The sequence below is a fragment of the Enterococcus haemoperoxidus ATCC BAA-382 genome, from assembly GCF_000407165.1.
Taxonomy (GTDB): domain Bacteria; phylum Bacillota; class Bacilli; order Lactobacillales; family Enterococcaceae; genus Enterococcus_L; species Enterococcus_L haemoperoxidus.
In genome coordinates, this window is sequence record NZ_KE136479.1 from 46,330 (window position 1) to 72,560 (window position 26,231).

Genomic DNA, 26,231 nt, shown 5'->3' on the forward strand with positions numbered 1-26,231 from the left:
ACAAATAACAGCATCATGCTAAAATATACTTAAGAAATGACGAAGGTGGTGAATAAGTACAATGGTCAACATGCCAAAAATAACAACAGGTTTTTCATATATAATAGCGTACCTAGCTTTTTGTCATGTTATTATTTCCATTTTTTTATCTCAAGGGACAAGTGTGTCTAAAAAGGGATAAAAAATTAAATAAAACAGACCATTCAGACTTATTTACTTGAAACGAATCAGTCATAAAATAACAGAAGTATAGTGATTTTTTCGCTCATTTTAAACAGAAGTGTAGTGGAGAATCTCTCGCTAACAGTAAATAATGAAGGTTGAACGGAGAATTTTGTTCAGCTTTTTTGTGTACGCTAAAATTTAGTATAAAAGACGATAACGTTTATTGTCGTTGATCTGTCTGAATGGCAGAAAGAGGAAGAAATGTTAGTACAATTACAAAAAATAACTAAAAATTATGGAACGGAACCACTGTTTGAAGAATTGAATTTACAATTAAACAAGGGTGAAAAAATCGGATTGGTTGGTACAAATGGCTCGGGAAAATCAACAATTTTAAAAATCATCACAGGAATCGAAAACGTTGATTCAGGAACAGTCAGCTGCAAGAAAAACGCACGTATTGGCTATTTAGCTCAAATGCCAGATGTTTGCGAACAGAAAGTCAAAGACTACTTGCTAGAAACGTTCACATTACTAAATACGATTCAAAAGCAATTAACACATTTGGAAGAGCAAATGGCGACTACAGAATGTGACGTAGAAAAAATACTAGCACACTACGGTCAAAAACAAGAAGAATTTCAACAAGCTGGCGGTTACGAGATGGAAAATAAATTGGAGATGATCGCTAATGGTCTAATGATCAATTATTTGTTACCAAAAAAACTTTCGGAATTAAGCGGTGGGGAGCAAACGATTGTTTCATTGGCAAGAATTCTATTACAGGAAAATGATCTTGTACTGTTAGACGAACCAACGAATCACTTGGATGCCAAAAGAATTACCTGGCTGGAAGGCTATTTGACTCATGAGAAAACGGCTTATTTGATTGTTTCTCATGATCGATTATTTTTAGATCATACAGCTGAAAAAATTGTAGAACTAGAAGATGGCAGATTACTGGAATACAAAGGGAATTATACAGCTTATAAACGACAAAAAGAAGAGCAACTTGAGAAGCTTAGAAAAGATTTTGCCGAGCAGCAAAAGGAAATTCAGAAAATAAAGCTGGCCATACGTCGCTTTCGACAGTGGGGACACGAAGGCGATAATGAAAAATTCTTCAAAAAAGCCAAGCAACTTGAAAAAAGGTTAGAAAAAATTCGAAAAATCCCAAAACCTAAAGATGAAACAGCTAAAATAGGTAAAAAATTTAAAGATATAAATCGTTCAGGTAAAGAAGTTCTTCAATTTAAGGAAGTTAGCAAAAGCTACGCTGATCGAATAGTGTTTGATAAGGTTGAGTTTTCACTATTTTGGAAAGACCATTCGGCGATTATAGGGGAAAATGGTGTAGGCAAAAGCACCTTGCTAAAACTTGCACTAGCATTAGAACCCTTCGATAGCGGCGAAATCAAGCAAGGAACAAACCTTCAGGTAGGCTATTTGCCTCAAGTTATTCAATATGAAAATCCTAAACAAACAGTGCTGCAATCCTTCAGTGAAGGTTGTTCTTTAACAGAACAAGAAAGCCGTCGCGCACTTGCTAAGTACTCCTTTTATAGTGAGGATGTGATGAAACAGGTACGATTTTTAAGTGGCGGTGAAAAAATTCGTTTAGAATTAGCCAAATTGATGCATAATGAGGTCAATTTTTTAGTATTAGATGAACCAACGAACCATTTAGACATTGAGACGAGAGAAGAGATAGAAGAAATACTGGAAGAGTTTAAAGGAACAATGCTAGTAGTTTCACATGATCGCTTCTTTCTACAAAAAATGTTTGATTCGTTTTTAATTGTCGACCAACAGAAAATCAGAAAAGAAACGGGGACATACTTAGATGTACTTGCTTCTAAATAGATAAAGAAAAATATGGAAGAGTAGGCTAAAGGTTGGGACAGAAGAGTTTAACTCCGAGAACCAAGTAAGTATTGTGCAACAGCAGTTTACTATATTTACTGTGTTTTACAATAATTTCAGCATATTTCTCAAGGAGTTACTTCTGCTCCCACCTTTTATTCAGTCTTTTCTTTTTAGCATAGATGTCTAAAGAAAAAGTTAAGAGCTTTGAAAAAACTTAATAATTGTGAAGTATTAAACAAAAGTGCTTGAAACAGCGATGTAATATAAATATAGTTTGAAAGGAAAAGTTATAAACTGTGGAATAAATATATAATATTTTAAAAATATAAATATTAAATTGATATTTATATAGAATTGCAATACAATGTTATAAGTAATGTATATTATCGTTGTGTTTTATATAAAATAGTAAGGGAGGACTGTCATGAAAAAAAATATACACTTGATATTTACCTGTTTTATTATAGTAATAATTTTTCCGATTGATTGGTCCTACGCCATAGAAATTGAAAAACCTGCTATAGAGACATCGTCAACAACTGAAGTGATTGAAGAGGATGTAACATCAGATTCGTCAGAAATGCCAGTCAGTGATTCTTCATCTAGTCAGGAATCAACAATGGAAGAAGTTATAGAAAATGAAAAAATAACGGATAGTAATGATATAAATGACGATATTTCTGAAATAAACAGTAAAAATATGGTGAAAGCAGTTGCTACACAAGATGCAGATGGCTTCTGGTTAGTTGATTCAGCTGCTACTTTGACTGAATATTTAAAGGATAGTCAGAAGCTGAAATTTCGTTTAACCAATAATATCGACTTAGGCTCCACTGGTTATCAGCTTAAAGATGGTGTGATTATCGATGGTGCAAATCATATTATTACATATAATAAAGGGGCTTCAGCTACTAGTGGTTTTTATGCAAATCAAGCAAATGCCGTAATTGAGATTCGTAATACACAGTTTGGAAATCTTGATGGTTCAGGCGCAGTGGGGTATTATGGCTTTTTATCTGGAGGAGCCGCGGCTAATATGACATTTATCTTTGATGGTGTCGATTATTATTCAACAAATGGTCAAATGATCTATAACATAAACGGATCGGTCATTATGCGAGGGCAAAATACGATCGACCAAAGAGGAACAAGTACATATTCCCAAGAATGGGCAGAAATCAATTACGTAGAAATTCAAAGAGGTCATACTTCGATCAAACATTCTTCCAATCAAACAAGTGCATTTATTTGGTCAACTAGTAACTCTTCAGCTAATCCTTATGCAGGTAAATCCCAAATCATAGTTAGAGAAAATGCACAACTTGATATCCAAACAAACAGTAATATGACGTATGGCACGTTGTCGCCAAATTATATCGTTGAAAAAAATGCTGTTTTCAATTTGGACAAGGTGACACTTGCTACAGGAGGTGCAAGAAATCAATTTTTTGCATCGGCTCAAACACAACCAGTAACATTTGATTTCCAAGAAAATGCTCAAGTCGATTTTAAACTCCCTTCACCAATCAATCTCTATACGGCTAAAGGTGGAATGACAGTCGCTGAAAATGCAGATGTCTCACTAGATGTTGTTAGTGGCACTATCTTTTCAACTGCTTCGTCTAGTACATTTGCACTTAACATGAACAAAGCAAAAAAAGTGTCGCTTGCAGGAACGAGTCTGGGAACTTTGGGGCTAAATGGGGCAAATGGTGTAAAGAATTTATCTTTTACAAGTAACTTTTTACAAAAAATAGAAACCTTTTCAAGTAAAACAAGCAGTACACCGACACAAGAAATATTTAAAAAAGCTTCAGATTTGAGTGTTCAAGGAACGAACTTTACAAATATACAAGGTTCGAGTAATCCATTTAGTGCATCAGAAATACTTGCTTTAAAAAATGCACAGAAAATGGTGTTTAGCGAGTTTGTTGATGTTCCAGATCAATTAGGGCTATTTGCATATGATGCATCCGATACGTCAATTTCATTACATGGAAGCTCGGTGAATAATGGAAGTCAAGCAACAGAAGTAAAATTCTTTATTTTTTCTGCTGAAGAAGAGGCAAATGATCTAAGAAATGCAAGGCAAATCGTTACGTTAAGATCGTTTGATGATCAAGAAAACACAGCGCTTAATTCATATTATAATGTCACCGTAGATGGCTTAAATCCAAACACCGTTTATTGGGTTCAAATGATTGTTGTTAACCGAGCAGGGGAAAGTGAATTTTCTGATACTGAACTATTTGCTACCAAGCCACAACTAAGTACCCTTACAGCTAACGTCACAAACACTACCGCAATCATCAATGGTGAGCTAGCTAGTGATACAGGGAAGTGGACTGATTATTCAAATGGAGAAGCAGCAGCAATACCTGATCAACAGGCTTATTTTGGCGGTATGTATCGAAAAGTCACAATAGAGTATAGTAAAAATAAGGACTTTCCAGAAAATGAAACAAAAGCTCAAGTCGCTGATCTTTCTGGCAATAAGAATCAAAAATTTAGTACGAAATTAAAAGGACTCGAAGGCGAGGTCACTTATTATGTTCGTGTTAGAGTTGCAGGAGTTTATGGAGAAGAAGTTGTTTTGGCGATGAACCCTTTAACTGAATTTCAAACAGTGACAGAGATAATCAACGTTGAAGTTCCTATCGAAATGGCTTTTCAAACCCAAAATAAAGATTTAGGAACCTTAAATGAAGGCAATGTATCTTCAGCTGAATATCCTGTTATAAACAAAGGGAATACACCAACAAAAATATCCATAACCAATCTAACAAAAGAAAATACAGCAGCTAATCAACTGTTGCTATTAGATAGTCTTTCTGGAAATCCAGGCAAAGATGAACTAGCGCTGCAAATGCTAGTAAACAACAAACAGGAAGCACCACTTTTTTTAACGAGTGAATTATCTAAGAATCCTTTATCGATTGGCGTTTTAAACGTGAATGAAGAAAAAAAATTGAGCTTGCAAGGCAAGTACTTTAATCCAACGAAACAAGCAGTATTTCCAAACTACAAAGTGACTTTTAAAGTTGAAAAAAATGAAGAATGAGAGGAATTCTATGGATAAGACAAATCAAACAAATGAAGAGAAGAAGAAAAAGAAACGACTGCTGATTTTATTGCTGTTATTCTTGTTAGCTGTATCAGTAGGCGGGTTATATTATTATTTTTCAACTAAAACAGAACCTGTTCAAGTCGTTTCGGGAGAGTATTTGCCAGATACCAAAGGTGCTAAAAAAATGAGTGACAAAGAAGTTAAAGCAGCTGAACAAAAAGCTGTGGACGAAAGTAAATTCAATATGGTCATTAAATCAGAGGCTGTGTTTGAAACAAGTGACAGTGAAGGTAGCTTGTACATTCAAAATCCAGTCGAAAACGGTTATCCGATCAATGTGGTGATTCGTTTAGACAGCAATAATGAACAGGTTTATTCCTCTGGTGCAATTCAACCAGGTTATGAAATAAATGGAGCAAAACTAGAAAAAAAACTTGCTCAAGGAGATCATCCAGCAACTGCCACATTTGATATTTATGATTCAAAAACAAACAAGAAACGTGGACAAGTTCAAGCTGGAATTACAATTCGCATCAACAACTAATCTCGTTATTTAACAGATTTTCTGTTAAAAATAAATCATCTTACACATAGAAGGAGAAACAATATGAAAAAAACTAACTTTTTACTTGCTGCAATGATGCTAGGTCTAAGCGTATCAGGACTAACACAACTAGCTTCAGCAGAAACCATCGATGGAGAAAATTCAGCTGATGTTATCATCAACGGAACAATTGGTAAACTAGACAATACTGATCCAGATGCGACTATTCCAGAAGGTTCTGATGAATGGATCAACGTTACGGTCGATACAGCGACAGCATTTCATACAACGACTGCAAGTGCACACAAGAATATTCAGTCTGCTGATTATAGTATCGTGAATAATTCAGGTCGTGGTGTTGCTGTTACATTGAATAAAATGGAGGGAACACCTAAGTATGTCGATACGTTAACAATCAATGCAAAGGGGAGTGGTTTAGTTGCGACTCCTACTGCGACTAATTTGGTTGAAAACAATGCTTTAGTTGATTTGACAAGTGCGCCAGTTTGGATGCGTTTAGCTAATAAGGATGGGCGTTTAAATATCGCTAGTGACGCTGCTTCAGCATATGCAAATTCTGCAAAATTTAATTATACTGGGACAACAACCGCTAACTTGCCAATTGACGTCAATGAAAATGCAGCAAAAGAAAACTACACATTAACATTGAAATTCACATCGATCCAAAAAGACGGTACAACAATTGGTGTAACGCCATAATCAAACAAAGGTTGTGATATACAATGAAGCGATTTAGTTGTCACATCATTATATTCATTCTTTTGGCTGGCTGTGGTATCTTGTTTCAAGATTTTGCTTATGCTACTACTGATGTAGAGATCCATGGGCGAATCGGTGGAAATGAAAGGCACACACAGCCATCAAAGGAACCAGAATCAAAAACAGATACAAAATTAGCCCAACCAAAACAAACACATATAGAACTAACGAAATTTCCTAATACTGGCAGTATCATCGAACAGCTAACGCCCATAGGTTTATTGCTGTTGTTGATTTATTTATTGCTTAATCGATGGAAAGCACATAGACATAAACGTTTGGGATAGAGCTGTTGGATTCCAAACTATACTTAATGGGAAACCGGATAATGTAGAAAACGCATTATTTGGTTTTTGCATGATCAAAATAGATAATGCGTCATCGAGTTTTTTCAATAGGATCTATTTTTATAGGGTGGTTGATTAATAATCGAATTGACAGCGCTTTCTGTTGTGTTATAATTATATATAACGGAATGTAACTGAATTTTCAGGCATAACCATAATATAGTAAAGATGACAATTGATTTGTTGTGTTTATTCTATTATGGTTTTTCTATTTTCTAGTAAAAAATAGAGATATACAGTACTGATTATACGTTCTTTTATATGACTAAAATATGTTTCTTAAAAATTTATAGTAAGGAGAAATGACCAATGAGTAAATCAATATTTCCAGAAAATTTTTTATGGGGCGGCGCAACAGCAGCCAACCAATATGAAGGCGGCTATCTTTCAGGAGGCAAAGAATTAAGCACTTTAGATGCAATTACTGGAGGTAGCCATACAACGCCAAGAATGATCACCTATAAAACTAAAGAAGGTAAAGTTGAAACGTGTACTAGAGGAGAAGCTTTGCCAGAAGGTGCAGTGGGATATGTCGATCCTAACCAATATTACCCAAGTCATGTGGCAACGGATTTTTACCATCATTATAAGGAAGATATTGCTTTGTTTGCAGAGATGGGCTTTAAATGTTTTAGACTTTCAATTGCTTGGTCTAGAATTTGTCCAAAAGGAACGATGGAAATCAACGAAAAAGGTTTGGCATTTTATGATAAAGTTTTTGATGAATTGTTAAGTTACGGGATTGAACCGATCGTGACAATCAATCATTTTGATATTCCGATGTATTTAGCAGATGAATTAGACGGCTGGTCAAGTCGAAAAGTGATCGATTACTTCTTGTTTTTCTGTGAAACATTATTTAAGCGCTATAAAGATAAAGTCAAATACTGGATGACCTTTAATGAAATTAATTTCTTACGTAGCTGGACGCAAATCGGCATTCATCAAAATGGTCCACAAGAAAAATACCAAGCAGCGCATCATTTATTTGTAGCGAGTGCAAAAGCTGTTAAATTAGGACATGAAATCAATCCGGACTTTAATATAGGAATGATGGTAGCGTATATACCAAGTTATCCAATGAGTTGTAATCCGGAAGATGTAATGGAAGCAATCAAATTTAATCGTGAGCAAGAATTTTATATTGATGTTCAAGTTAAAGGATATTATCCAGCACACAAAATAAAAGAATTTGAACGAGAAAATGTTGTGATCAAAAAAGAAGCGGGAGATGATGAGCTTCTTAAAGAAGGAACCGTCGACTATATTGGCTTTAGCTATTATATGTCAACTGTTTCTGCGTCTAATCCGGATGAAGTGAAGTATGTAGGTGGTAATCAAATGCCAGCAGTCAAAAATCCATATTTACAAGAATCTGATTGGGGTTGGGCTGTCGATCCTCTAGGACTGCGTATTTCTTTATGTAAATTGTATGACCGCTACAATGTCCCATTATTTGTTGTAGAAAATGGTTTTGGAGCTGTTGATAAAATTGAAGCAGACGGTACGATTCAAGACGATTACCGCATTGATTATTTCAGTAAGCACGTAGCTGCGATGAAAGATGCAATTGAATTAGATGGTGTTGATTTAATTGGTTATACACCTTGGGGCTGTATTGATTTAGTGTCCGCTGGAACAGGAGAAATGAAAAAACGTTACGGGTTTATTTATGTCGACATGGACGATGAAGGAAATGGCACCTTGAACCGATCTAGAAAACAATCCTTCTATTGGTACAAAAATGTAATAGCAGCAAATGGTATACAAGAATAATAAAAAAGGGACGAGCGTGAGACGAAACTAAAAATCAGTTTTGTTTCACGCTCTTAAATTTGAATAAATGGTGAAAAAAAGCAGATTATACTCCATTCCGATCGCATCAACTTCTAAGAACTAAAGGATTAAGTGTTGTATGACCTCGGAAATAAGGTAAATGCTTTAGGTTCGCCTTTCTTTTTTTTTTAATAAAATTCACAAAAAAGACGTAAAATCTATGAATAGTGGTATACTGCTAATGAGGCAAATTTGCTGATTACGGAATTAAGCAATAGTAGTCAGATGTTTGAAAAAGCCGCAGGGGGAATAGTAATAAGATGAAAAGAGTATCGATCAAGGAATTAAAAGAATTAATTGAATTAACCGTCAATGAGCCAGTTTCGATCATTGATGTTCGAGAAGTGGAGGAATTTGCGGCAGGGCACATTCTCAATGCAAAGAATTATCCTTTGTCTACCTTACCAGAAGCAATGGCTCAGATCGATCATGAACAACCGCATTATGTTATTTGTCAGCATGGTGTGCGTTCTGAGCATGCGTGCTCTTTTCTTGAAAATTATGGATACAATGTGGTTTCTGTTTCAGAAGGTATGTCAGTTTGGGATGGAAAAGAAAATAATTACTAAAAAAAGTCGTAATGAGCCTGGTACTCATTACGACTTTTTTTGAAAAAACTGAGGGAAGAGTAAAGTTTGAAAAAAACTTACTTTTAATAAGTGAAAACTCTTGTAAATTCACTTACTTTTTGTTAGTATATAAATATAGATAAGAAAACAACAGTTATTGGAGGAAAAAATCATGACAACAAAATTATTAATTGCTTATTACAGTTCAACAGGAACAGGTACACAAATGGTAAAATGGGCCAAAGAAGCAGCGGAAGCAAATGGTGCAGAAGTTCGTTTGAGAAAAGTTCATGAGCTAGCACCAGATGTGGCAATCGATTCAAATCCAGCTTGGCGTAAAAACGTTGAAGCAAGTAAAGAAATCCCAGAAGTGACAAGTGACGATTTATTATGGGCAGATGCCTACATCTTCTCTTCACCTTCACGCTTTGGTGTAATGGCTAGCCAATTAAAACAATTCTTTGATTTACAAGGTGGACTTTGGGCACAAGGAAAATTAGCGAATAAATTTGTCACAGCATTCTCTTCTGCACAAAATCCAAATGGTGGACAAGAGCAAGTAATCCAAGGTATTTACACAGTAATGCAACACTGGGGCGCAATCATAGTCCCTGCAGGCTACGTAAATCCATCAACTTTTGCAGCTGGCGGTAATCCTTATGGAACAAGTGCTTCAATCGATGGAGAAGGAAATATGTTAAAAGCGGATGAAGTAAAAGCAGCTATTCAAGATCAAACAAAACGTTTGGTTGATGTGACTAGTAAATATCTAGGTTAATAAAAAAAGAATAATTCTAAAAAATACAGTACTTTTTAATAGGTTTACTAAAAAGCGGTATAAGCAACTCACAGATAAATGTTAACCCCCAAGAGAAGTGGTTTCTCTTGGGGGTTTTTATTATTTATACCACCTAATATGATTCTATTTCTTATATTTGGTAGTGAACCAATACTAAAAAAGGGAAATGGAATCTCGACAAGAATTGGATAGATACATGGGTATAGCAGGGAGATAAGCAAAATAAGAGATAATTCATCATAAAGAAATAGGTTTATTTCATCACATCTTCTCCAAACCATTCCTTAGAAATTTCAGCCAGTTTTCCAGATTTTCTTAACTGTTCAAAGCCGTTGTTGATTTTTTCAGCCAGTTTTTTATCAGATTTACGTAAGCCAACCGCAAAAGCCTCGCTTTCAAATTCTCCGCTAATAATTGAATAGTCAGCCAAATTATCCTCGTGAGAAAGATAATAATTCGCGTAAACACGATCAATCAATAAGCCATCGATTCGTCCTGATTTTAAATCCATAAAAGCTTCATTGAAACCATCATATAAAATAGCGGTCTGATCTTTAACAAAATTTTTCAAAATTTCAGGTTGCTGTTCAAAGCTGTTGTAGCCAGAAGATCCATTTTGAGCACCGAGGATTTTTCCTTTCATATCAGTGAAACTAGTGATATTATTTTTCTTCAAGGACACAACGACTTGTTCATTTTTCATATATTCATCACTGAAAAGAACTTTTTCTTCCCGTTCAGCACTTTTAGAGTAACCATTCCAAATCAAATCGATGGTTTGATTCTGTAACTCATTTTCTTTCATCGACCAATCAATTGGTTGAAAGTCCACGCTGATTCCATACAAATCAAACACTGCTCGAGCTAGATCAACATCAAACCCGATGATCTCCCCAGATTTATTTTGAAAGCCCATAGGGACAAAGGAATCATCAAGACCAACAATGATACGTTTTTCAGAATTGATTCGGGACCATTGATCGATGTCTGTTTTTTTTCTACCGCAAGCGGCTATAGATAGGACAGCAATTAATGCAGTTATGGTAAGAATTAGATAGTTTTTTTTCTTCATATAAAGTGTCCTTTCTACTGAACAGGTTTTACTGTTAGCAAGTTATCGGCAATATTTTCAGCAAAATTCATATCATGAGTGACGACGATTTGAGTCATGCCTTGAGCTTTTAGGGTTAAAATCACTTCTTCGACTTGTTGGCGAAGTTCAGGATCAAGCGCACTAGTTGGTTCGTCATAACCTAATACTTTAGGTTTCATAGAAAGAGCACGTGCGAGAGCAACTCGTTGCTTTTGACCCCCAGATAATTGATAAGGATACAAGCGCTCTTTACCACTGAGACCGAATTTTGTCAGTAAATCAATTGCTTCAGATTCACTTTCTTCTTTTGATTGTTTCAATGAAAGAATCGGTGCTAGTGTTATATTGTCTAAAACTGAAAGGTGAGGGAATAATTGGAAATCTTGAAACACGATTCCAACAACTTGATCTGCATTATCCATTTCAACAGGATTAAAAGGCACACCATCCATCGTCAGTTCACCAGAATCGATTGTTTCTAGACCAGCTAAACAACGTAATAAAGTTGTCTTTCCACCGCCAGAAGGTCCGACAATTGTCAATATTTCTCCATTTTTGATTTCTAAATTCAATTGATCGATGATACGACGACCATCGAAACTTTTAGTTAAATTTTTTATTCGTAACATGATTTTCCTCCTAAATTTAAAGGCGTAGCGGGCTCGTTTAGCTCTGATAGGAAAATAGGCCGCAAAGCCAGATAATATACGGTAACGATAATTCACTAATGAATGGAAGTAACCTTCTTTTTATTTGTAATATTGATAGTGTTTTTCCAATTTTTTTGAAGCTAAAGTCAACACGGCCGTTAATAGCAGATAAATAATACCAACTAAAACCAATGGTAATAAACTAACATCACGACTCATCGCAATTTTCCCAGCGCGTAATAAATCGCCTAAACCAAGTACATAAATCAATGAAGTATCCTTAACCAAATTAATCACTTCATTACCAATAGAAGGTAATACAACTTTGATTACTTGAGGTAAAATAATTCTTGAGACTGTTTGAAATCGTGTTAAGCGTAAAACTTTAGCCGCTTCATATTGCCCTTCTGGAATCGATTGAATCCCGCCGCGAAAAATTTCTGCAAAATAAGCTGCATAATTTAAAATAAAAGCGAACAAGGCTGCATCATATCGCTCGAAGACGATCCCGATCAATGGTAATCCGTAAAAAACAAAAATAAGTTGCAATAATAAAGGCGTTCCTCGCATTAACCAAATATAAATATTGATCAAAAAATTCAAGGGTTTAAAATTTGTCTGCAAGGCAAAGGCAACTAAAATCCCTAGCGGAATCGAGCCTAGTAGTGTAAAAATAAATACTTTCAATGTCATGAGTGCGCCGTCCAGTAAAGCCGGCATGATTTCTAAAACGTAGTTCATAATTTTTCCTCCAGTTTTTCCAATTTTTTTCTAAGAATAAATAAAAAGTCCTCTTGGCTGATTTGCCAAGAGGACGAAAGAATCGTGGTTCCACCTCAATTTGCTAATACCTCACAGTATTAACCTCATAGAATCTTTTGTAAGCTAAAGATTCTTTTCTGATAACGGAGAATGCCGCATCTTCTTACTTGATTCAGAAGATGACTGAAACAGATGTGTTCATCAAAGGTTTCCAGCTTTTTTTCTCAGCCAATAAAAAAGTCTCTGTCAGGAAATGGTCTGTGATTACTTGTTCTGTTTATACGTTTTGGTTTAGTTGATCATTTTATTTTGTATTAAGGTTAATGCCTAAATTTATGAGTAAACAAAAAGTCCTTTGGCAATTAAGCCAAAGGACGTAAAATTCGTGGTTCCACCTTTTTTTATTATCGCTTCACAACGATAACCTCATGAAGTCATAGACTTCTAATGCTATAACGGGCATGCCCGAACTTTCCTACTAATCTGTTCAAAAAGTTAACTCCCAGATGTGGTTCGCTTTATCTTTTTGTCTTTTTACACCAGCCAAAGACTCTCTTCAATAAAAAATAAAGGTACTCTTCTGTTCTTTGTTTTTTATAACTTTACCACCAGTTTTTCCACTTGTCAACAATTCTTTGTTTAGAAAATTCAGAAAATAAGATAGTTTAAGCATAAAAGTAACCAATCAAGGAAAGTTGGGGTAAAATAGAAATAGTTGTTTCCTATTAAAAAGTAAGTAAATAGCGATAGCGAAAAACTATCGCACCTTTTCTATTTATACTATCCTTTCATATATATATCTGATAAACTATGTACAATTATTGTCGGAAAGTAAAAAGGAGTGGTGTCGTTTGAGACGGCCTATTATTGGGATTGCAGCAAATGAAATTGAAGATGCAGGAGGGCGATTGTATCACCTACCAATCAGTTACACTCCTTGTGGTTATGTTAAAGCAGTTCAAAACGTGGGCGGCTTACCTATGATTTTGCCGGTTGGCGCTCCTGATTTGGCTAAAGAGTATATTAATCAGATCGATAAGTTGATTTTGGCTGGTGGACAGAATGTTTCACCAGCGTTGTATGGTGAATCAATTCAAGTTGAAGAAGCATCTTTATTTGAAGAAAGAGATCGATTTGAGTTGGCTTTGATTGAAGAAGCAATTATACAAAAGAAACCTATTTTTGCCGTTTGTCGTGGGTTGCAACTGGTTAATGTGGCACTTGGTGGTAGTTTATATCAAGATATCAGTCATTTGAATGATACGAAGATTGCTCATATGCAAGTACCAATATCTAGAGAAATTCCTACTCATCAGATTCGCACAGAAGATACGAGTATTTTACGTGAAATCTATGGTGAAAAAACAACGGTTAACTCGTTTCATTTTCAAGCGGTGAAAAAATTAGCAGAAAAACTAAGGGTTACAGCGCTTAGCGAAGATGGCATCATTGAAGGTGTGGAAAGTGATGATTCAAGTTTAGCATTTTTAGGAGTGCAGTGGCATCCTGATTTTGCTTATGATCATGTAGAACAAGAAATGGCCGTTTTTCGTTATGTCGTGGAAGAATTATAGATTTTCTAGATTGCTCAGGAACGAATTGTTCTGTTTAGCTTTAAGAAAGAGGAGGAATTAGATAATGAAGAAAAAGTTTGGTGTTTTTGTATTGGCGGCCAGTTTGTTATTGACTGCTTGTAGTGGGGGAAAAGGAACAAATACATCTGGTGAAAAAACAGATAGTGGTAAAATGGATCAAACACAAGTGATCAAAGTCGCTTCAGGTGGAGAATTATCAACATTGGATAGTGCTCACTATACAGATGTTTACAGTTCAGATATGATCGGTCAAGTTGTTGAAGGGCTATATCGTATGGATAAAAACCATGACCCTGAATTAGCAGTTGCTGCTAGTGAACCGACTGTTAGTGATGATGGATTAGTTTATACCTTCAAATTAAAAGAGATAAAATGGAGTAATGGGGATCCTGTTGTAGCGGGTGATTTTGTTTCTTCATTTAGAAATGTTGTGGATCCAAGCTTTGGTTCAAGTAGTAGTAACCAAATGGATATTTTCAAAAATGGACGAAAAATTCGTGAAGGACAAGCTAAATTGGATGAACTTGGTGTGAAAGCAATTGACGATCAGACCTTAGAAATGACGTTAGAATATCCAATCCCTTATTTAGCGCAAGTCTTAGTAGGAACACCCTTTATGCCTAAAAATGAAAAATTCGTCAAAGAAAAGGGCGAAGCGTATGGCACTTCAGCAGATAATTTTGTTGGCAATGGCCCATTTGTGATTTCTGGTTGGGATGGCAATACAGAAAATTGGAAATTATCGAAAAATAAAGACTACTGGGATCAAAAAAATGTCAAGTTAGATACGATCGATGTTCAAGTAGTCAAAGAGCTCGGTACAGGAACAAATCTGTTTGATGCAGGTGATTTAGATTACACTGTTTTAGCAGATACGTATGCGTTGCAATATAAAGATTCACCTCAAGCACATTTTACACCAAAAGCCATGGTTGGTTATTTAAGCCCTAACCATAAACGAGAAGTAACTGGGAATGTTAATGCTCGTAAAGCGATTTTACAAGCAATCGATAAAGAGACTTTCGCCAAAGATATTTTAGGGGATGGCTCAACTGCAATCAATGGTTTTGTACCAAAAGATTTTGCCAAAGATCCTGGAAGTGGTGAAGACTTCCGGAAGGAAAATGGTGATTTTCTTCCGTTTGATTTAAAAGCAGCTCAAAAAAGCTGGGAAACCGCTAAGAAAGAATTAGGCAAGGATGAAATTGAATTAGAATTACTTTCAGCCGATTCAGCACTTGCAAAAAAGACGATCGAATATGTTCAAGGACAGTTACAACAAAATCTACCCGGGTTAAAAATCACCTTAAAATCAATTCCATTACAAAACCGATTGGATTTACAAACAGCTGGTAATTTTGACTTAGTTTTTGGTACATGGACACCAGATTATGCTGATCCGATCAACTTCTTAGAATTTTATGATTCTAAGAGCGGTTTGAATACAGCGGGCTATAACAATCCTGAATATGATAAAGGATTGAATGATGCCAGGATCACATTAGCCAACGATCCAGAAAAACGTTGGGATAAATTGAAAGAATTAGAAGAAACACTGATCGAAAAAGATGCTGCTGTTTTACCGCTTTACCAAGGAGCAATCGGTTATCTAAAAGCGGATCAATTAAAAGAACTGCAAGTTTTTCCTTTTGGGAGAACAGTATCTTATCGTTTAGCCTATGTTGAATAATAGTTAACCAATTAAAAAGTAAGTTGATGTTTAAGGTATTTATCTTATAGCTCAACTTACTTTTTTTATTCGTTAAAATGAAGTGCTAAATATGTTGATACCAGTATTTATAGCGTATAGAATGTGAGAAAATAATAGGAAAATCCAATAAAGAGTATGCGTATCTTTTGTAATTGTTGGATAATGCGTTTAACATTAAATATGTAGACAGGAAAACTTTTGCAAAAGAACAAACAACGTTGGAGGGAAAAACGATGCGAGTGATCAAAGGATTTATCTCTTTATTATTAATAGCTGGTATTTTTGGGATCGTCGGTTTATATTCTCAAATGGTGGATTTAGGCGTTGTGTCTACGTTTTTCAATAATTTACTATTTCAATATGACTGGTTGTTTTACTTTTATCAGGTTGTACTTTTTGTTTTACTAGCAGTCTTGTTGTTGACTTTTTTGATGATTCTATTCAAACCAATCGCAAAAAAACAAATCCACATAAAAAAAGACACAGGACAGGTCAACTTGCCGTTGAACACACTGGAATCAATTGCTAAATCTTCATTACATGGCATTGTAAATGTTGATGATGCACAGGTGAAAGTAAGATTGACAAAGAAACAAACTGCCGATGTAGAAGTCACCATAGCAGATGAAAAACAGCAGCAGTTCTTAAGTCGTGGGAAACAAATTCAAGAATTGATTCCACAAGCGTTGCAAAACATGGCAATGATCGAGACGAATAAGATAAAAGTTATTTTCAAAAAGAAAAAAGCAGAATCTTCCTTGTTGCCACTGTCAAGCAGTAAAAAAGAGTCACGTGTGGTTTAAAGGAGGAAGTATAATGAAAAAACAACTACCATTAGCTCCTTACCGCAATCAGATTGTCTTCACCACTTTAGCCGTCTTAGTTGCCATACTTTTTATGACAATCGGCTTTTGGAAAACCGTTTTGCTTGTCGCTTTAACAGGAATCGGCTATCTTATTGGCAAAACGAAAGATGAAAAACGCTCTATCTCTTCAATTTTAGCTTCTATACAAGCTTTTTTTGAAAGGTAAAATAAATTGAATCAAAATCAGAAAGGTTGAGAAGAAAATGGATAACAAAGCAAATGGAAACACAACTGAGGCAACAAATGCAAATGGGATCAAAACAAAATTAACATTTGACGATCAAGTCGTGAAAAAAATTGCTGGTATCGCCGTATCAGAAATCCCAGGTATTTTGGGATTAAGCGGAAATGCAATTACAAACTTGACCGATAAATTTACGAATGGAAACAACCCAACTAAAGGAATCAGTGCAGAAGTTGGAACAAAACAAGTAGCAATCGATTTAGACGTAATTGGGGAATATGGTAAAAATATTGCTCAAGTATTTGATACAGCAACTAAAAAAGTTGCAGATGAAGTAAAAAATATGACGGGTTTGGATGTTATTGAATTTAACATGAATGTTGATGATGTCATGTCAAAAGAACAATACGAAGAAAAATTTGAAAACAAGAAAAAAGATGATAACGAAAATGAGAAAAAACAAGAAAATAATACACGTGGATTACAATAATATTTCGCTGTATTTGAATTAGAGGAGGACATTTAATATGTTTAGTTTTATTTGGTCATTGATTGTAGGTGGTGTGCTAGGAGCCATCGCTGGAGCAATTTTAGGTAGAGATGTACCGGGTGGTGTGATTGGTAATATCATCGTTGGATTTATTGGTAGCTGGGTAGGTACAATGCTTTTAGGAAACTTTGGTCCGATTATCGGCGGTTTCCCAATTATTTCCGCACTGATCGGTGCAGTGATTTGTATTGCGATTTATTCATTTATTGCAAAACGAATGGCATAATCGAAAAAAAGAGGACGAGACAAAAGCGTTTATTTCCGAAGCCATCAAATCTTAGTGCTTTAGCACTTAGATTTTGATGTGATCAAAGCTAATCATAGTAGCTGCTTTTTTCTCGCCGTTTATACGAATTTAGAGCGTGGTTAAAACTAATCTTTAGTTTTATCCACGCTCTTTTTTGTTGAGTTGAAGTTGTTATTCCAACATTTCTGCCGGAAGTAAAATCGTTTCTTTATTGCCATCATCAAAAGCAAAGACTTGAGATGGATATTCTTCATAATAAGGGAAAGGCAAGTCAACGGCCATTTGAACGTCGCTGATTTCTTGTGAAAAATGAACGGTCACGTTTCCGCCATTATCGATCAAATCAAAATACAGCATATTCGTGAGCGGAATAACGCCTTTCAAATCTAAATCAATGATTAGCCAGATACTGTCGATCAAAGCCGCAGGTAAGCTTTCAACTACACCTAAAGAAGCATACCGACTACGTTCACTATCAAAACTTTCAACCATTTATATGACCTCCTTTATCTATCTGATATCACCAGTATACCTTATTTAGTAAAAACTCGCTTCTGTCATGTTTCATAAAAAAAGCAAATATAAAGCTTGCGATTCGCTGTAGTAAAAAAGAGACAAGGTCAAAAGACCTCATCTCCCTAAATCTATTTTAAGCAATTATTTATTCTGGTTTTTCACCAATTACTGTAGGTTCAGCAGCTTCTCCAGAGCTTTCTTCTTCTGTTGCAGATTTGGCTTCTGTAACGGCTAAGATTTGCTCTTCACCATCGGTAATAATATCGTAATCTTTGCTTTTTGGTAAGTCAGCGACTGTAATTGCATCGCCGATTGCTAGTTTAGTAATATCGACTTCTACACGTTCTGGTAACTTATCTGGCGTAGCTGAAACTAAAACATTATATAAGTTTTGTGTTAGTTCGCCACCGGATTTAACTCCTTCTGATTCACCAACAAGAACGATCTCAGCTTCCACTTCAGTTGTTTCTTTCATGTTTACAGCTAGAAATTCGACATGCTTCATTTGATTTGTGAAAGTGTCCAATTGTGCTTTAAACAGCAATGTATTGATTTTTTTACCACCAATAGTCATTGTAATTACAGCATTGGCACCATTATCTCGTAAAATTTTTGTTAATTCTTTTTGATCAACTGAAATAGGTGTACTTTCAATTTCAAATCCATAAACGACGGCGGGAACTTGACCTGTGTGACGTAGTTGATTTCTTAGTGAACGTGGACGGACAGCTCTTTCTTTAACTTCTAATGATACTGACATAACCTAAATTCCTCCTTGATTTAAAAGCCGAACGAGCGCATTTAGTCTCCACTAATTTCCGAGAGACTAGCTCGTGAAGCTAGATAAATAAAATGAATTTATATTTGGTTATCTGCAAAACGCAACATGATGGAAAAAAGGAGTTTTGTTGACGCAGATTGTAAACATGTAAAAGCATAAACTTAGCTAAGGTTTTCCTGTTCAAATTTGAAACGAACAAGCAGCTTCTACAAACGAACAACAAAAACAAAAAATCCCGAATAATTGTGCACAATTATCCAGGGGAAAATTCCATATGATACCTTATTCTCTCCCAGGTCATTACGCTGTTTTTGAGAAACCTTATTCACTTTCTATATCAACCATAACGCGAATCCAAAGTTAAGTCAAGGGAAGTGAAAGAAGAATAGACGTCTTTTAAACAGTACTTAACGTTTTGTTTAGGTGAAAATGAACCGTTTTCTTAGCCTGTTTGCTTTTCATTCTCTCACTTTTATACTAGAATGTTAGTTGAAATGAGGAAAGTAAATGCGTTTAGATAAATTATTAGAACAAGAAAAAATCGGATCGAAAAGAAAAGTCAAAGCCTTGATACGCAGTAAACAGGTCACGGTCGATGGACAGGTCATGATGGATGAGAGCTTAAATGTAGATGCAGCTTTACAAGATATTTTTGTTGGAGATAAAAAAATCCAGCAACAAACCCATGTTTATTATATGCTGAATAAACCTCAAGGTGTTGTGACAGCTGTTAAAGACGCTCAGTATCAAACGGTTATTGATTTAATCAAGACAAGTGATCAAAGAGCAGGACTTTATCCTATCGGCCGCTTAGATCGTGATACAGAAGGGTTACTGTTGATTACGGATAATGGTCAGTTAGGCTATCAGCTATTGTTGCCTCATAAAAAAGTCTCAAAGCGTTATGAAGTTATCGTTAATGAACAGTTAACATCGCGTGATTGTGAAGCCTTTGCTGAGGGAATCGTGTTTTCTGATGGTAAGCGCTGTAAGCCGGCAGAACTCATTATTTTGTCTTCGACAGAAAATAAAAGTAATGCTTATTTAGATATCACAGAAGGGAAATTCCATCAGGTCAAAAAAATGTTTTTGTCTGTAGGCAAAAAAGTGATTTATTTAAAACGGTTATCGATGGGACCAATCCAGCTAGATCAGACACTTGATTTAGGTGAATACCGTTCTTTAAACAAAGAAGAATTACAGGCATTACTCCCTTATTTTACGATTCATAAAAAAGAAAAGAGTGTGGAACATGAAATTTAAAACATTATTATTTGATGTTGATGATACATTACTAGACTTTCAACTAACAGAAAAAAAAGCACTGCAGGCGCTTTTTCAACAAGAAGAACTGACCTTAACAGATGAAATAGAAGCAACATATAAAAAGATCAACAGTCAATTGTGGCGGGACTTTGAGCAAGGGAAGACAGATAAAAAGACGGTTACAGATACTCGGTTTAGTTTATTATTTGCTGAGTTGGATAAAAAAGTGGACGGGAAAAAAATGGGTGAGCAGTATCGCTATCATTTAAGTCAAGGACACGATTTACTGGGAAATAGTAAAGAAATTATTGAACGACTTAAACCAGATTATGAGTTGTATATTGTGACAAATGGTGTGGCTAAAACACAGTATCAGCGATTGAACGATTCTAATATGACAGCTTTTTTCAACGATATTTTTGTATCAGAAGAAGTGGGGTATCAAAAACCGATGAAGGAATATTTTGATTTTGTTTTTGAACGAATTCCTAGTTTTGATCGGGAAAAAACATTGATTATTGGGGATTCACTAGCTTCAGATATTCAGGGAGGTAATTTGGCTAAGATTCAGACTCTTTGGTTAAATCCATCAAAACAACCAGCAACGAAAGAGATTCAACCAACTTATGAAATTAGTCGTTTAGACGATATATTTAATGTTTTAGAATAATATTAAAACAGTGATCAAGAGGATTCTCAGAACCACTTGATCACTGTTTTTACTAGTTATACATCAATGCTCAATCGCACCATATCTTTCAAAACTAACTTATTTTCAATAATTTCTTCTTCATAATGACGTAGAAAAAAATCACGATCAATACTTGTCATACGAAAGCCACATTTTTGATACAGATACAATTGCCCAAAGCTAGTACTGCCAGTGCCAATTTCAACTGTTTGATAGTGATGATTTTTAGCATGAGCTAATGCAAACTGGATCAATGTTTTTCCTATTCCTTGACCTTGAGATGTTTCAGAGACAGCAATGTTGACGATCTCCAATGTTTTAGGACGTGTGGGAAGCAAGACTAAAACACCTACGATTACTCCGTTGGAAAGAGCTTCAAAACATAAGCCGCGTTTTACATAACCGTCAACTAAATGTTCATCTGGATCAGCTAATAATAATAAATCATAGTGAGCTGCTTGAAGTACTTGAATTTTTCTAATCGTCATACTATTATTTCCTTTCCGATTAAACTGTCAAAAAATCCACAGATTTCAAAAAATAAATAGATAAAACTGTAGCTTTCTTTCTAGTTTCTATTATAATAGAAAAAGGTTATTATGACTATTACACATAAGAGAGAGGTTTCGTTGAATGAAAAATACTCAACCAATCGTGATTGGTGTTACTGGCGGTTCCGGCAGTGGGAAAACTAGTGTCAGTCGGGCGATTTTCAATCATTTTCCCAATCATTCTATCATGATGTTGGAACAAGATTCTTATTATAAAGATCAAAGCCATCTAAGTTTTGAAGAAAGATTAACCACTAATTATGATCATCCGTTTGCTTTTGATACGGATTTGCTGATCGAGCATTTACAACAACTGATAAACTATCAAACAATTGAAAAACCAGTGTATGATTATGTTGCGCATACACGTAGTTCTGATATTATCATTCAAGAACCAAAAGAAGTTATTATTTTAGAAGGTATTTTGATTTTGGAGGATATCCGTTTAAGAGAGTTAATGGATATTAAACTTTATGTTGACACAGATGATGATATCCGCATCATCCGCAGAATCAAACGTGATATGGAAGAGCGTGGAAGAACCTTAGATTCTGTTATTGAACAATATCTAACAGTAGTAAAACCCATGTATCATCAATTTATTGAACCAACGAAACGTTACGCAGATGTGATCGTTCCAGAAGGTGGAGAAAATCATGTGGCAATTGATTTAATCACAACAAAAGTAGCAAGTATTTTAAATGAATTATAAATAGATCGTTATTTTATAAAAACAACAATTGTATTTGATCATATCGAATACGATTGTTGTTTTTGTTATTTTATTCTAGTTTAGTAAAAGGAAACATGGACAAATCATTCTTAGATATAGTATCTTATGAGATAACTATTGACTCGGACATCAGTTAGCTCAGAGAGGAACGTGTTAGATGAGAATTTTAATTATTGAGGACAATCGTGAACTGGCATTGTCAGTGCAAAAAGGATTAGAACGGGAAAAATTCTTAGTAGATCTGGCTTTTTCTGGATTAGAAGGAGAAGAAAAAGCCTACGTGAATAACTATGATGCTATATTATTAGATTTGAATTTACCTGATAAAGATGGGTTATCGATTTTAAATTTTTTAAGAGATTCAACTATAGATACGCCAATCATTATCATTACAGCGAGAGATGAAATTGAAGAAAGAGCAAAAGGACTTGATTTTGGAGCGGATGATTATTTAGTAAAACCATTTGAATTATTGGAATTAGTTGCGCGCATCCGTGCGGTTATTAGGCGTTTTCATGGACGATCATCGCCTAATATCAAGATCGATCAATTGATGATCGATCCTGTAAAGCGTTTTGTTTTGTATGGGGAGACAGAAGTTGTGTTAAAGCCAAAAGAGTTTGATATTTTATTATGTATTGCTCAACAGCATCCAGCAGTAGTATCCACAGAGGTGATTGCCGAACATGTCTATGATGAAAATTTTGATCCATTTTCTTCTGTCTTGCGTGTCCATCTTGCCAGGTTAAAAAAACAACTTGCCTTAGCATCTGGAAAAGAATTACTTAAAACCATTCGTGCGAAAGGATATCAATTATGCGAGTAAATTTTAAAATCAGTTTAACTGTGTTGACCTTTGCTTTTTTTGTTATTTTGATTATCACTGGTGGCTTTTTTGCAGTAAAAAGTAACTGGAGTTCACTGAATATCGGTCAATCGATCGGTTCAGCAATTTATATTGTAAACGATGCAAATGAAACCATTGCCCAAACACAACCGGCAGCCTCGATTGAACTTAAAGCGTCTGAATTAGTCAGCACACAAGCGCTGGATGATATTTATTTGAATAGTTTATTAAAGTATTTGCCAATGATTGTTCTAGCGGTGTGCTCAGCTATTTTAGTGTTGACTATGACATTATGGTTTGTTTTGCGACGAATCTATACGAAGCAAATGGTTACGATCATTCATGATCTACAGTTTTTAGAAAAATTTTCAGAAGATAAAGTTGAAGATAAATCCGTTGCTAAAGCATTCAAACAGTTAAAAGATAAATTTGACGGGAACTTAGAAGATTATAAGAGACTTAGTAGTTATCTTACTCATGAACAGAAAAATGCCATTGCGATTTTAAGAGCTAATTTGGAATTAGAACACAATGAAACGGGCAATCTACATATTCTCGATCGTCTGACGGATAGTATCGATGATATCTTAACTCTTTCAAACAGTACGGAAGAAGTAATGAGTGAACAGGTCGATGTTTCATTGATCTGTGCTGAAGTTTGTGATACGTATCGTAAAAGTTATCCTGAGCTTACATTTTCTTTTGATGAAATCGAATCGACCTTGATCATTGGCAAAAATCGTTGGATCTATCGGGCAGTATCAAATTTAGTAGATAATGCAATCAAGTATGGTAACGGCAAACCTATAGAAGTTTCTGTCAATAACCAAAAAGGTAGTGTTATTGTTGAGATCAAAGATCATGGAAAAGGAATTGATCCAGAAGTCCATGCAACTATTTTTAATCATAATTATCGAATCAACGGACTAAAACAAGATGGTTATGGTATCGGATTATCAGTCGTGTCCCATGTATGTGATTTATGCCAAGGCTTTGTTTACGTCGAAAGTAAACAAAATCAAGGCTCTACTTTTTATCTATCATTTCCACAAATTATCGAAAGTTAACATTCAGTTAACAATTGGTTTGGTATTGTAGTATCAAGAAAGGGGGAGAGCAAGAACATGTTCGTCTTTAAACATGCTTTCTTAAATCTTAGAAGACATATTTGGAATTATTTACTAGTCGGTGTCATGTTATTTCTTTTGATTTTTGGGACAATGGTTACAAACACCATCTATACTTCTGCTAAACTATTTACAAAAAATTACAGTAAGCAGTTTAAGACCATAGTAACAATTCTAGAACCAGATTTAAGTAATTTAACGCATGAAAAAAAACTAACAAAAGAACAATATATCAAATTTGGAGAGTCTAAGTATGTAAATGGAATGAAAATGATTGGTACAACTCCTATTTCATTTGACACGTTAAAAGCAATCCCAAGCTCATTCCCGTTTCAAAATGTGAAGGGGATTGAAAGCGAAGAGCATTACGATCAAGCCACTGCTAATTGGATTGGTGCTGAATCGGCTGATCTTGTAAAAGAGCTCACCGAAAGTGGGATGGAAATCAGTGCAGGAAGCAATGTCCTAAAACACAATGAGTGTTTGGTCAATAGTGAATTTGCTCAGTTGAATCAACTTAAAATAGGAGATTCGATTCAAGTATTTTTAACAGGAAATGAAAAAACGGAGAAACAAACACTGGTAATTGCCGGAATGTATCAACCGAATAAACAAGTCCAAGCATCTGGAACAAGTCAGTTGACGAGGGCTAAGGGAAATGATATTTTTACGAATTGGGAAACGTTAGATGCTATGAAAGAGTTTGATTACTCAGGTTATAACAGCGTATCGTATGAATTAAAAAACGCGGATATGTTGGATGAATTTTTAAAAGAAATGAAAGCCAACGGTTTGCCTAGTGAGTACCAAGTGATGACCAATGAAGCGAACATGAAACTATTTTTAAGTCCTATTAATGGATTAGGGACACTGGCAGGAACAATTCTGCTGGGATTCTTAATTTTCGGTAACTTTGGGTTAGCATTATTTTCAATTCGGAAGTTTAAACAACGGCAAACAGAAATTTATGTGTTCCGTAGTATTGGAATAACCAATCAACAAATAATCAAAAGTCGAGCAATTGAATTAGTGATAGTTACGTGCGTTAGTTTTAGTTTAGCGTTTGTGGCTGTAAAAGAATTCGTACAACCAATTGCTGATTGGCAATTAGGAAATCAAAGACGATTGACGGGGAATATTGACCAGCTATTTAGTTTAGTGGCTAGTGAAAAAAAAGAATCCATAACGTCTATTCCTATGGTGATCGATGCTAATTCTTTCATCACTATTTTTGGAATTACCAGCTTATTTTTGATTACGATCATGTCTATTGACTGCTATAAAGTATTTAAATTTGAATCAATTGAATTTTTGTTAGAAAGGAAATTAGACGAGTGATGATTCTCTCTCTTAAAAATATAGTATATACGTATAAGAAAAACAACATGACTGTACTGGATGGTACAACGATCGGTTTTTCATCTGGAAAGGTTTATGGCATTTTAGGGAAAAGCGGCGCAGGAAAAACTACCTTGCTTGCATTGCTTGCAGGCCTTGATAAAGTCAATTCAGGTGGCATTTTTTTTAAAAACCAAAATCTTGAGAACATTGATCGAGACAATTATCGTCGGCATGAAATTGGCACAGTTTTTCAACAGTACAATGTACTTTCAAATGAAACAGCTTTGACAGCACTTAAATTATGCGCGTCAAGCTCTGTTACACAAGGAAACGATTATTTCTATGATGCCTTAAAAAAAGTAGGAATCGATGAGAAGGTGGCCAATCAAAAAATCAAAAAAATATCTGTTTCCAACCAGCAAAGGGTTTATTTGGCCAAAGCAATAGTTAATGATCCAGAAATCGTCTTGATTGACGAACCCGCTGAGTCATTAAGTGAACTTTCATTAGATATGGTCATGGAGTACATACGTATATACGCAAAAAATGAAAATAAGTGCATCATCATCAGCTCTCAATCAAAAGCGATTGCTGGATATGTTGACGAATTATGGGGATTGAATGGTGGGAAACTATCATTTATCAAAGACAATGTAGAACAAGATAAGCTTTAGCATTTATCAAAGAGTGTTGTTGACTCAACTGAATAGTGTGATGGTATCTGCCGAAGTTAATTCTTCATTGTTT

General features: G+C 35.1%; 27 protein-coding genes and 2 other annotated features. Of the genes, 21 read left to right on the forward strand and 6 right to left on the reverse strand.

Going from position 1 to position 26,231, the window contains the following annotated elements:
- The first annotated feature begins 426 nt into the window (after nt 1-426).
- From abc-f to wrbA, 8 genes are all read left to right on the forward strand, one after another.
- Nucleotides 427-2,028, forward strand: coding sequence for a ribosomal protection-like ABC-F family protein (gene abc-f / locus I583_RS00320; protein WP_010762541.1), 1,602 nt, complete (start codon nt 427-429; stop codon nt 2,026-2,028).
- Nucleotides 2,029-2,455: 427 nt separating this feature from the next.
- Nucleotides 2,456-5,092 carry a fibronectin type III domain-containing protein gene (locus I583_RS00325; protein WP_010762542.1) on the forward strand — a complete coding sequence of 879 codons (2,637 nt, stop codon included), beginning with the start codon at nt 2,456-2,458 and terminating at the stop codon, nt 5,090-5,092.
- A gap of 10 nt (nt 5,093-5,102) precedes the next feature.
- Nucleotides 5,103-5,642, forward strand: a complete 540-nt coding sequence (locus I583_RS00330; protein WP_010762543.1) for a hypothetical protein — start codon at nt 5,103-5,105, stop codon at nt 5,640-5,642.
- A gap of 63 nt (nt 5,643-5,705) precedes the next feature.
- Entirely contained in the window at nt 5,706-6,362 is a 657-nt protein-coding gene (locus I583_RS00335) for a hypothetical protein (RefSeq protein WP_010762544.1), read from the forward strand.
- A gap of 23 nt (nt 6,363-6,385) precedes the next feature.
- Nucleotides 6,386-6,709 carry a hypothetical protein gene (locus I583_RS00340; protein ID WP_010762545.1) on the forward strand — a complete coding sequence of 108 codons (324 nt, stop codon included), beginning with the start codon at nt 6,386-6,388 and terminating at the stop codon, nt 6,707-6,709.
- Nucleotides 6,710-7,078: 369 nt separating this feature from the next.
- Nucleotides 7,079-8,545, forward strand: coding sequence for a glycoside hydrolase family 1 protein (locus I583_RS00345; protein ID WP_010762546.1), 1,467 nt, complete (start codon nt 7,079-7,081; stop codon nt 8,543-8,545).
- 320 nt (nt 8,546-8,865) lie between these two features.
- Nucleotides 8,866-9,174 carry a rhodanese-like domain-containing protein gene (locus I583_RS00350; RefSeq protein ID WP_010762547.1) on the forward strand — a complete coding sequence of 103 codons (309 nt, stop codon included), beginning with the start codon at nt 8,866-8,868 and terminating at the stop codon, nt 9,172-9,174.
- A 172-nt stretch (nt 9,175-9,346) separates the two neighbouring features.
- Nucleotides 9,347-9,952 carry an NAD(P)H:quinone oxidoreductase type IV gene (gene wrbA / locus I583_RS00355; protein ID WP_010762548.1) on the forward strand — a complete coding sequence of 202 codons (606 nt, stop codon included), beginning with the start codon at nt 9,347-9,349 and terminating at the stop codon, nt 9,950-9,952.
- Between the two features lie 274 nt (nt 9,953-10,226).
- Here wrbA and I583_RS00360 read toward each other — a convergent pair whose 3' ends face one another.
- The 3 genes from I583_RS00360 to I583_RS00370 all read right to left on the reverse strand — a co-directional run bounded on the left by I583_RS00360 (nt 10,227) and on the right by I583_RS00370 (nt 12,457).
- Nucleotides 10,227-11,045 carry an amino acid ABC transporter substrate-binding protein gene (locus tag I583_RS00360; RefSeq protein ID WP_010762549.1) on the reverse strand — a complete coding sequence of 273 codons (819 nt, stop codon included), beginning with the start codon at nt 11,043-11,045 and terminating at the stop codon, nt 10,227-10,229.
- A 14-nt stretch (nt 11,046-11,059) separates the two neighbouring features.
- On the reverse strand, nt 11,060-11,695 hold the full coding sequence (locus I583_RS00365; protein WP_010762550.1) for an amino acid ABC transporter ATP-binding protein: 636 nt from the start codon (nt 11,693-11,695) through the stop codon (nt 11,060-11,062).
- Between the two features lie 120 nt (nt 11,696-11,815).
- Nucleotides 11,816-12,457 carry an amino acid ABC transporter permease gene (locus I583_RS00370; RefSeq protein ID WP_010762551.1) on the reverse strand — a complete coding sequence of 214 codons (642 nt, stop codon included), beginning with the start codon at nt 12,455-12,457 and terminating at the stop codon, nt 11,816-11,818.
- Nucleotides 12,458-12,523: 66 nt separating this feature from the next.
- Nucleotides 12,524-12,768 (reverse strand) — a binding site (T-box leader).
- Nucleotides 12,769-12,845: 77 nt separating this feature from the next.
- Nucleotides 12,846-13,075: a binding site (T-box leader), on the reverse strand.
- Between the two features lie 254 nt (nt 13,076-13,329).
- Here I583_RS00370 and I583_RS00375 point away from each other — a divergent pair.
- From I583_RS00375 to I583_RS00400, 6 genes are all read left to right on the forward strand, one after another.
- Nucleotides 13,330-14,052: a gamma-glutamyl-gamma-aminobutyrate hydrolase family protein gene (locus tag I583_RS00375; RefSeq protein WP_010762552.1), complete on the forward strand. Its 723-nt coding sequence runs from the start codon at nt 13,330-13,332 to the stop codon at nt 14,050-14,052.
- Nucleotides 14,053-14,116: 64 nt separating this feature from the next.
- Nucleotides 14,117-15,763 carry a peptide ABC transporter substrate-binding protein gene (locus I583_RS00380; protein ID WP_010762553.1) on the forward strand — a complete coding sequence of 549 codons (1,647 nt, stop codon included), beginning with the start codon at nt 14,117-14,119 and terminating at the stop codon, nt 15,761-15,763.
- 254 nt (nt 15,764-16,017) lie between these two features.
- Nucleotides 16,018-16,587 (forward strand): alkaline shock response membrane anchor protein AmaP, encoded by a 570-nt coding sequence (amaP, locus tag I583_RS00385; RefSeq protein ID WP_010762554.1) that lies wholly within the window; start codon nt 16,018-16,020, stop codon nt 16,585-16,587.
- A 13-nt stretch (nt 16,588-16,600) separates the two neighbouring features.
- Nucleotides 16,601-16,816 carry a DUF2273 domain-containing protein gene (locus tag I583_RS00390; RefSeq protein ID WP_010762555.1) on the forward strand — a complete coding sequence of 72 codons (216 nt, stop codon included), beginning with the start codon at nt 16,601-16,603 and terminating at the stop codon, nt 16,814-16,816.
- A 37-nt stretch (nt 16,817-16,853) separates the two neighbouring features.
- The gene (locus tag I583_RS00395; RefSeq protein ID WP_010762556.1) at nt 16,854-17,324 is read left to right on the forward strand and encodes an Asp23/Gls24 family envelope stress response protein; all 471 of its coding nucleotides are present in this window, start codon (nt 16,854-16,856) and stop codon (nt 17,322-17,324) included.
- A gap of 37 nt (nt 17,325-17,361) precedes the next feature.
- Nucleotides 17,362-17,610 carry a GlsB/YeaQ/YmgE family stress response membrane protein gene (locus I583_RS00400; protein ID WP_010762557.1) on the forward strand — a complete coding sequence of 83 codons (249 nt, stop codon included), beginning with the start codon at nt 17,362-17,364 and terminating at the stop codon, nt 17,608-17,610.
- A 192-nt stretch (nt 17,611-17,802) separates the two neighbouring features.
- Here I583_RS00400 and I583_RS00405 read toward each other — a convergent pair whose 3' ends face one another.
- Nucleotides 17,803-18,123 carry a DUF960 domain-containing protein gene (locus I583_RS00405; protein ID WP_010762558.1) on the reverse strand — a complete coding sequence of 107 codons (321 nt, stop codon included), beginning with the start codon at nt 18,121-18,123 and terminating at the stop codon, nt 17,803-17,805.
- Nucleotides 18,124-18,292: 169 nt separating this feature from the next.
- Nucleotides 18,293-18,907 (reverse strand): 50S ribosomal protein L25/general stress protein Ctc, encoded by a 615-nt coding sequence (locus tag I583_RS00410; protein ID WP_010762559.1) that lies wholly within the window; start codon nt 18,905-18,907, stop codon nt 18,293-18,295.
- 528 nt (nt 18,908-19,435) lie between these two features.
- Here I583_RS00410 and I583_RS00415 point away from each other — a divergent pair.
- Both I583_RS00415 and I583_RS00420 read left to right on the forward strand, forming a co-directional pair.
- A complete protein-coding gene (locus I583_RS00415) occupies nt 19,436-20,191 on the forward strand; it encodes a 16S rRNA pseudouridine(516) synthase (protein WP_010762560.1) in 756 nt (251 codons plus the stop codon).
- Entirely contained in the window at nt 20,181-20,864 is a 684-nt protein-coding gene (locus I583_RS00420) for a YjjG family noncanonical pyrimidine nucleotidase (RefSeq protein ID WP_010762561.1), read from the forward strand. The genes I583_RS00415 and I583_RS00420 overlap by 11 nt, the downstream gene beginning before the upstream one ends.
- Nucleotides 20,865-20,920: 56 nt before the next feature.
- On the opposite strand, the gene I583_RS00425 is transcribed toward I583_RS00420, so the two are convergent.
- Nucleotides 20,921-21,373 (reverse strand): GNAT family N-acetyltransferase, encoded by a 453-nt coding sequence (locus I583_RS00425; RefSeq protein WP_010762562.1) that lies wholly within the window; start codon nt 21,371-21,373, stop codon nt 20,921-20,923.
- A gap of 145 nt (nt 21,374-21,518) precedes the next feature.
- Between I583_RS00425 and udk the strand changes: the two genes are divergently transcribed.
- The 5 genes from udk to I583_RS00450 all read left to right on the forward strand — a co-directional run bounded on the left by udk (nt 21,519) and on the right by I583_RS00450 (nt 26,158).
- Complete coding sequence (udk, locus tag I583_RS00430; protein WP_010762563.1) at nt 21,519-22,148, forward strand: uridine kinase; 630 nt, start codon at nt 21,519-21,521, stop codon at nt 22,146-22,148.
- A 178-nt stretch (nt 22,149-22,326) separates the two neighbouring features.
- Entirely contained in the window at nt 22,327-22,995 is a 669-nt protein-coding gene (locus I583_RS00435; RefSeq protein WP_010762564.1) for a response regulator transcription factor, read from the forward strand.
- Nucleotides 22,986-24,083 carry a sensor histidine kinase gene (locus I583_RS00440; RefSeq protein ID WP_010762565.1) on the forward strand — a complete coding sequence of 366 codons (1,098 nt, stop codon included), beginning with the start codon at nt 22,986-22,988 and terminating at the stop codon, nt 24,081-24,083. The genes I583_RS00435 and I583_RS00440 overlap by 10 nt, the downstream gene beginning before the upstream one ends.
- 57 nt (nt 24,084-24,140) lie before the next feature.
- Nucleotides 24,141-25,481 carry an ABC transporter permease gene (locus I583_RS00445; RefSeq protein ID WP_010762566.1) on the forward strand — a complete coding sequence of 447 codons (1,341 nt, stop codon included), beginning with the start codon at nt 24,141-24,143 and terminating at the stop codon, nt 25,479-25,481.
- 47 nt (nt 25,482-25,528) lie between these two features.
- Entirely contained in the window at nt 25,529-26,158 is a 630-nt protein-coding gene (locus I583_RS00450; RefSeq protein ID WP_244264853.1) for an ATP-binding cassette domain-containing protein, read from the forward strand.
- Nucleotides 26,159-26,231: the final 73 nt, after the last annotated feature.

Excerpts from the sequence above, each read along its gene's own strand:
- I583_RS00405 (WP_010762558.1), bottom strand. The coding sequence starts at position 18,123 with ATGGTTGAAAGTTTTGATAGTGAACGTAGTCGGTATGCTTCTTTAGGT.
- I583_RS00370 (WP_010762551.1), bottom strand. The coding sequence starts at position 12,457 with ATGAACTACGTTTTAGAAATCATGCCGGCTTTACTGGACGGCGCACTC.
- I583_RS00330 (WP_010762543.1), top strand. The coding sequence starts at position 5,103 with ATGGATAAGACAAATCAAACAAATGAAGAGAAGAAGAAAAAGAAACGA.
- amaP (WP_010762554.1), top strand. The coding sequence starts at position 16,018 with ATGCGAGTGATCAAAGGATTTATCTCTTTATTATTAATAGCTGGTATT.
- abc-f (WP_010762541.1), top strand. The coding sequence starts at position 427 with ATGTTAGTACAATTACAAAAAATAACTAAAAATTATGGAACGGAACCA.
- udk (WP_010762563.1), top strand. The coding sequence starts at position 21,519 with ATGAAAAATACTCAACCAATCGTGATTGGTGTTACTGGCGGTTCCGGC.
- wrbA (WP_010762548.1), top strand. The coding sequence starts at position 9,347 with ATGACAACAAAATTATTAATTGCTTATTACAGTTCAACAGGAACAGGT.
- I583_RS00365 (WP_010762550.1), bottom strand. The coding sequence starts at position 11,695 with ATGTTACGAATAAAAAATTTAACTAAAAGTTTCGATGGTCGTCGTATC.
- I583_RS00410 (WP_010762559.1), bottom strand. The coding sequence starts at position 18,907 with ATGTCAGTATCATTAGAAGTTAAAGAAAGAGCTGTCCGTCCACGTTCA.
- I583_RS00350 (WP_010762547.1), top strand. The coding sequence starts at position 8,866 with ATGAAAAGAGTATCGATCAAGGAATTAAAAGAATTAATTGAATTAACC.
- I583_RS00450 (WP_244264853.1), top strand. The coding sequence starts at position 25,529 with ATGACTGTACTGGATGGTACAACGATCGGTTTTTCATCTGGAAAGGTT.
- I583_RS00340 (WP_010762545.1), top strand. The coding sequence starts at position 6,386 with ATGAAGCGATTTAGTTGTCACATCATTATATTCATTCTTTTGGCTGGC.
- I583_RS00415 (WP_010762560.1), top strand. The coding sequence starts at position 19,436 with ATGCGTTTAGATAAATTATTAGAACAAGAAAAAATCGGATCGAAAAGA.
- I583_RS00445 (WP_010762566.1), top strand. The coding sequence starts at position 24,141 with ATGTTCGTCTTTAAACATGCTTTCTTAAATCTTAGAAGACATATTTGG.
- I583_RS00395 (WP_010762556.1), top strand. The coding sequence starts at position 16,854 with ATGGATAACAAAGCAAATGGAAACACAACTGAGGCAACAAATGCAAAT.
- I583_RS00335 (WP_010762544.1), top strand. The coding sequence starts at position 5,706 with ATGAAAAAAACTAACTTTTTACTTGCTGCAATGATGCTAGGTCTAAGC.
- I583_RS00420 (WP_010762561.1), top strand. The coding sequence starts at position 20,181 with ATGAAATTTAAAACATTATTATTTGATGTTGATGATACATTACTAGAC.
- I583_RS00400 (WP_010762557.1), top strand. The coding sequence starts at position 17,362 with ATGTTTAGTTTTATTTGGTCATTGATTGTAGGTGGTGTGCTAGGAGCC.
- I583_RS00360 (WP_010762549.1), bottom strand. The coding sequence starts at position 11,045 with ATGAAGAAAAAAAACTATCTAATTCTTACCATAACTGCATTAATTGCT.
- I583_RS00380 (WP_010762553.1), top strand. The coding sequence starts at position 14,117 with ATGAAGAAAAAGTTTGGTGTTTTTGTATTGGCGGCCAGTTTGTTATTG.
- I583_RS00345 (WP_010762546.1), top strand. The coding sequence starts at position 7,079 with ATGAGTAAATCAATATTTCCAGAAAATTTTTTATGGGGCGGCGCAACA.
- I583_RS00440 (WP_010762565.1), top strand. The coding sequence starts at position 22,986 with ATGCGAGTAAATTTTAAAATCAGTTTAACTGTGTTGACCTTTGCTTTT.
- I583_RS00325 (WP_010762542.1), top strand. The coding sequence starts at position 2,456 with ATGAAAAAAAATATACACTTGATATTTACCTGTTTTATTATAGTAATA.
- I583_RS00435 (WP_010762564.1), top strand. The coding sequence starts at position 22,327 with ATGAGAATTTTAATTATTGAGGACAATCGTGAACTGGCATTGTCAGTG.
- I583_RS00425 (WP_010762562.1), bottom strand. The coding sequence starts at position 21,373 with ATGACGATTAGAAAAATTCAAGTACTTCAAGCAGCTCACTATGATTTA.
- I583_RS00390 (WP_010762555.1), top strand. The coding sequence starts at position 16,601 with ATGAAAAAACAACTACCATTAGCTCCTTACCGCAATCAGATTGTCTTC.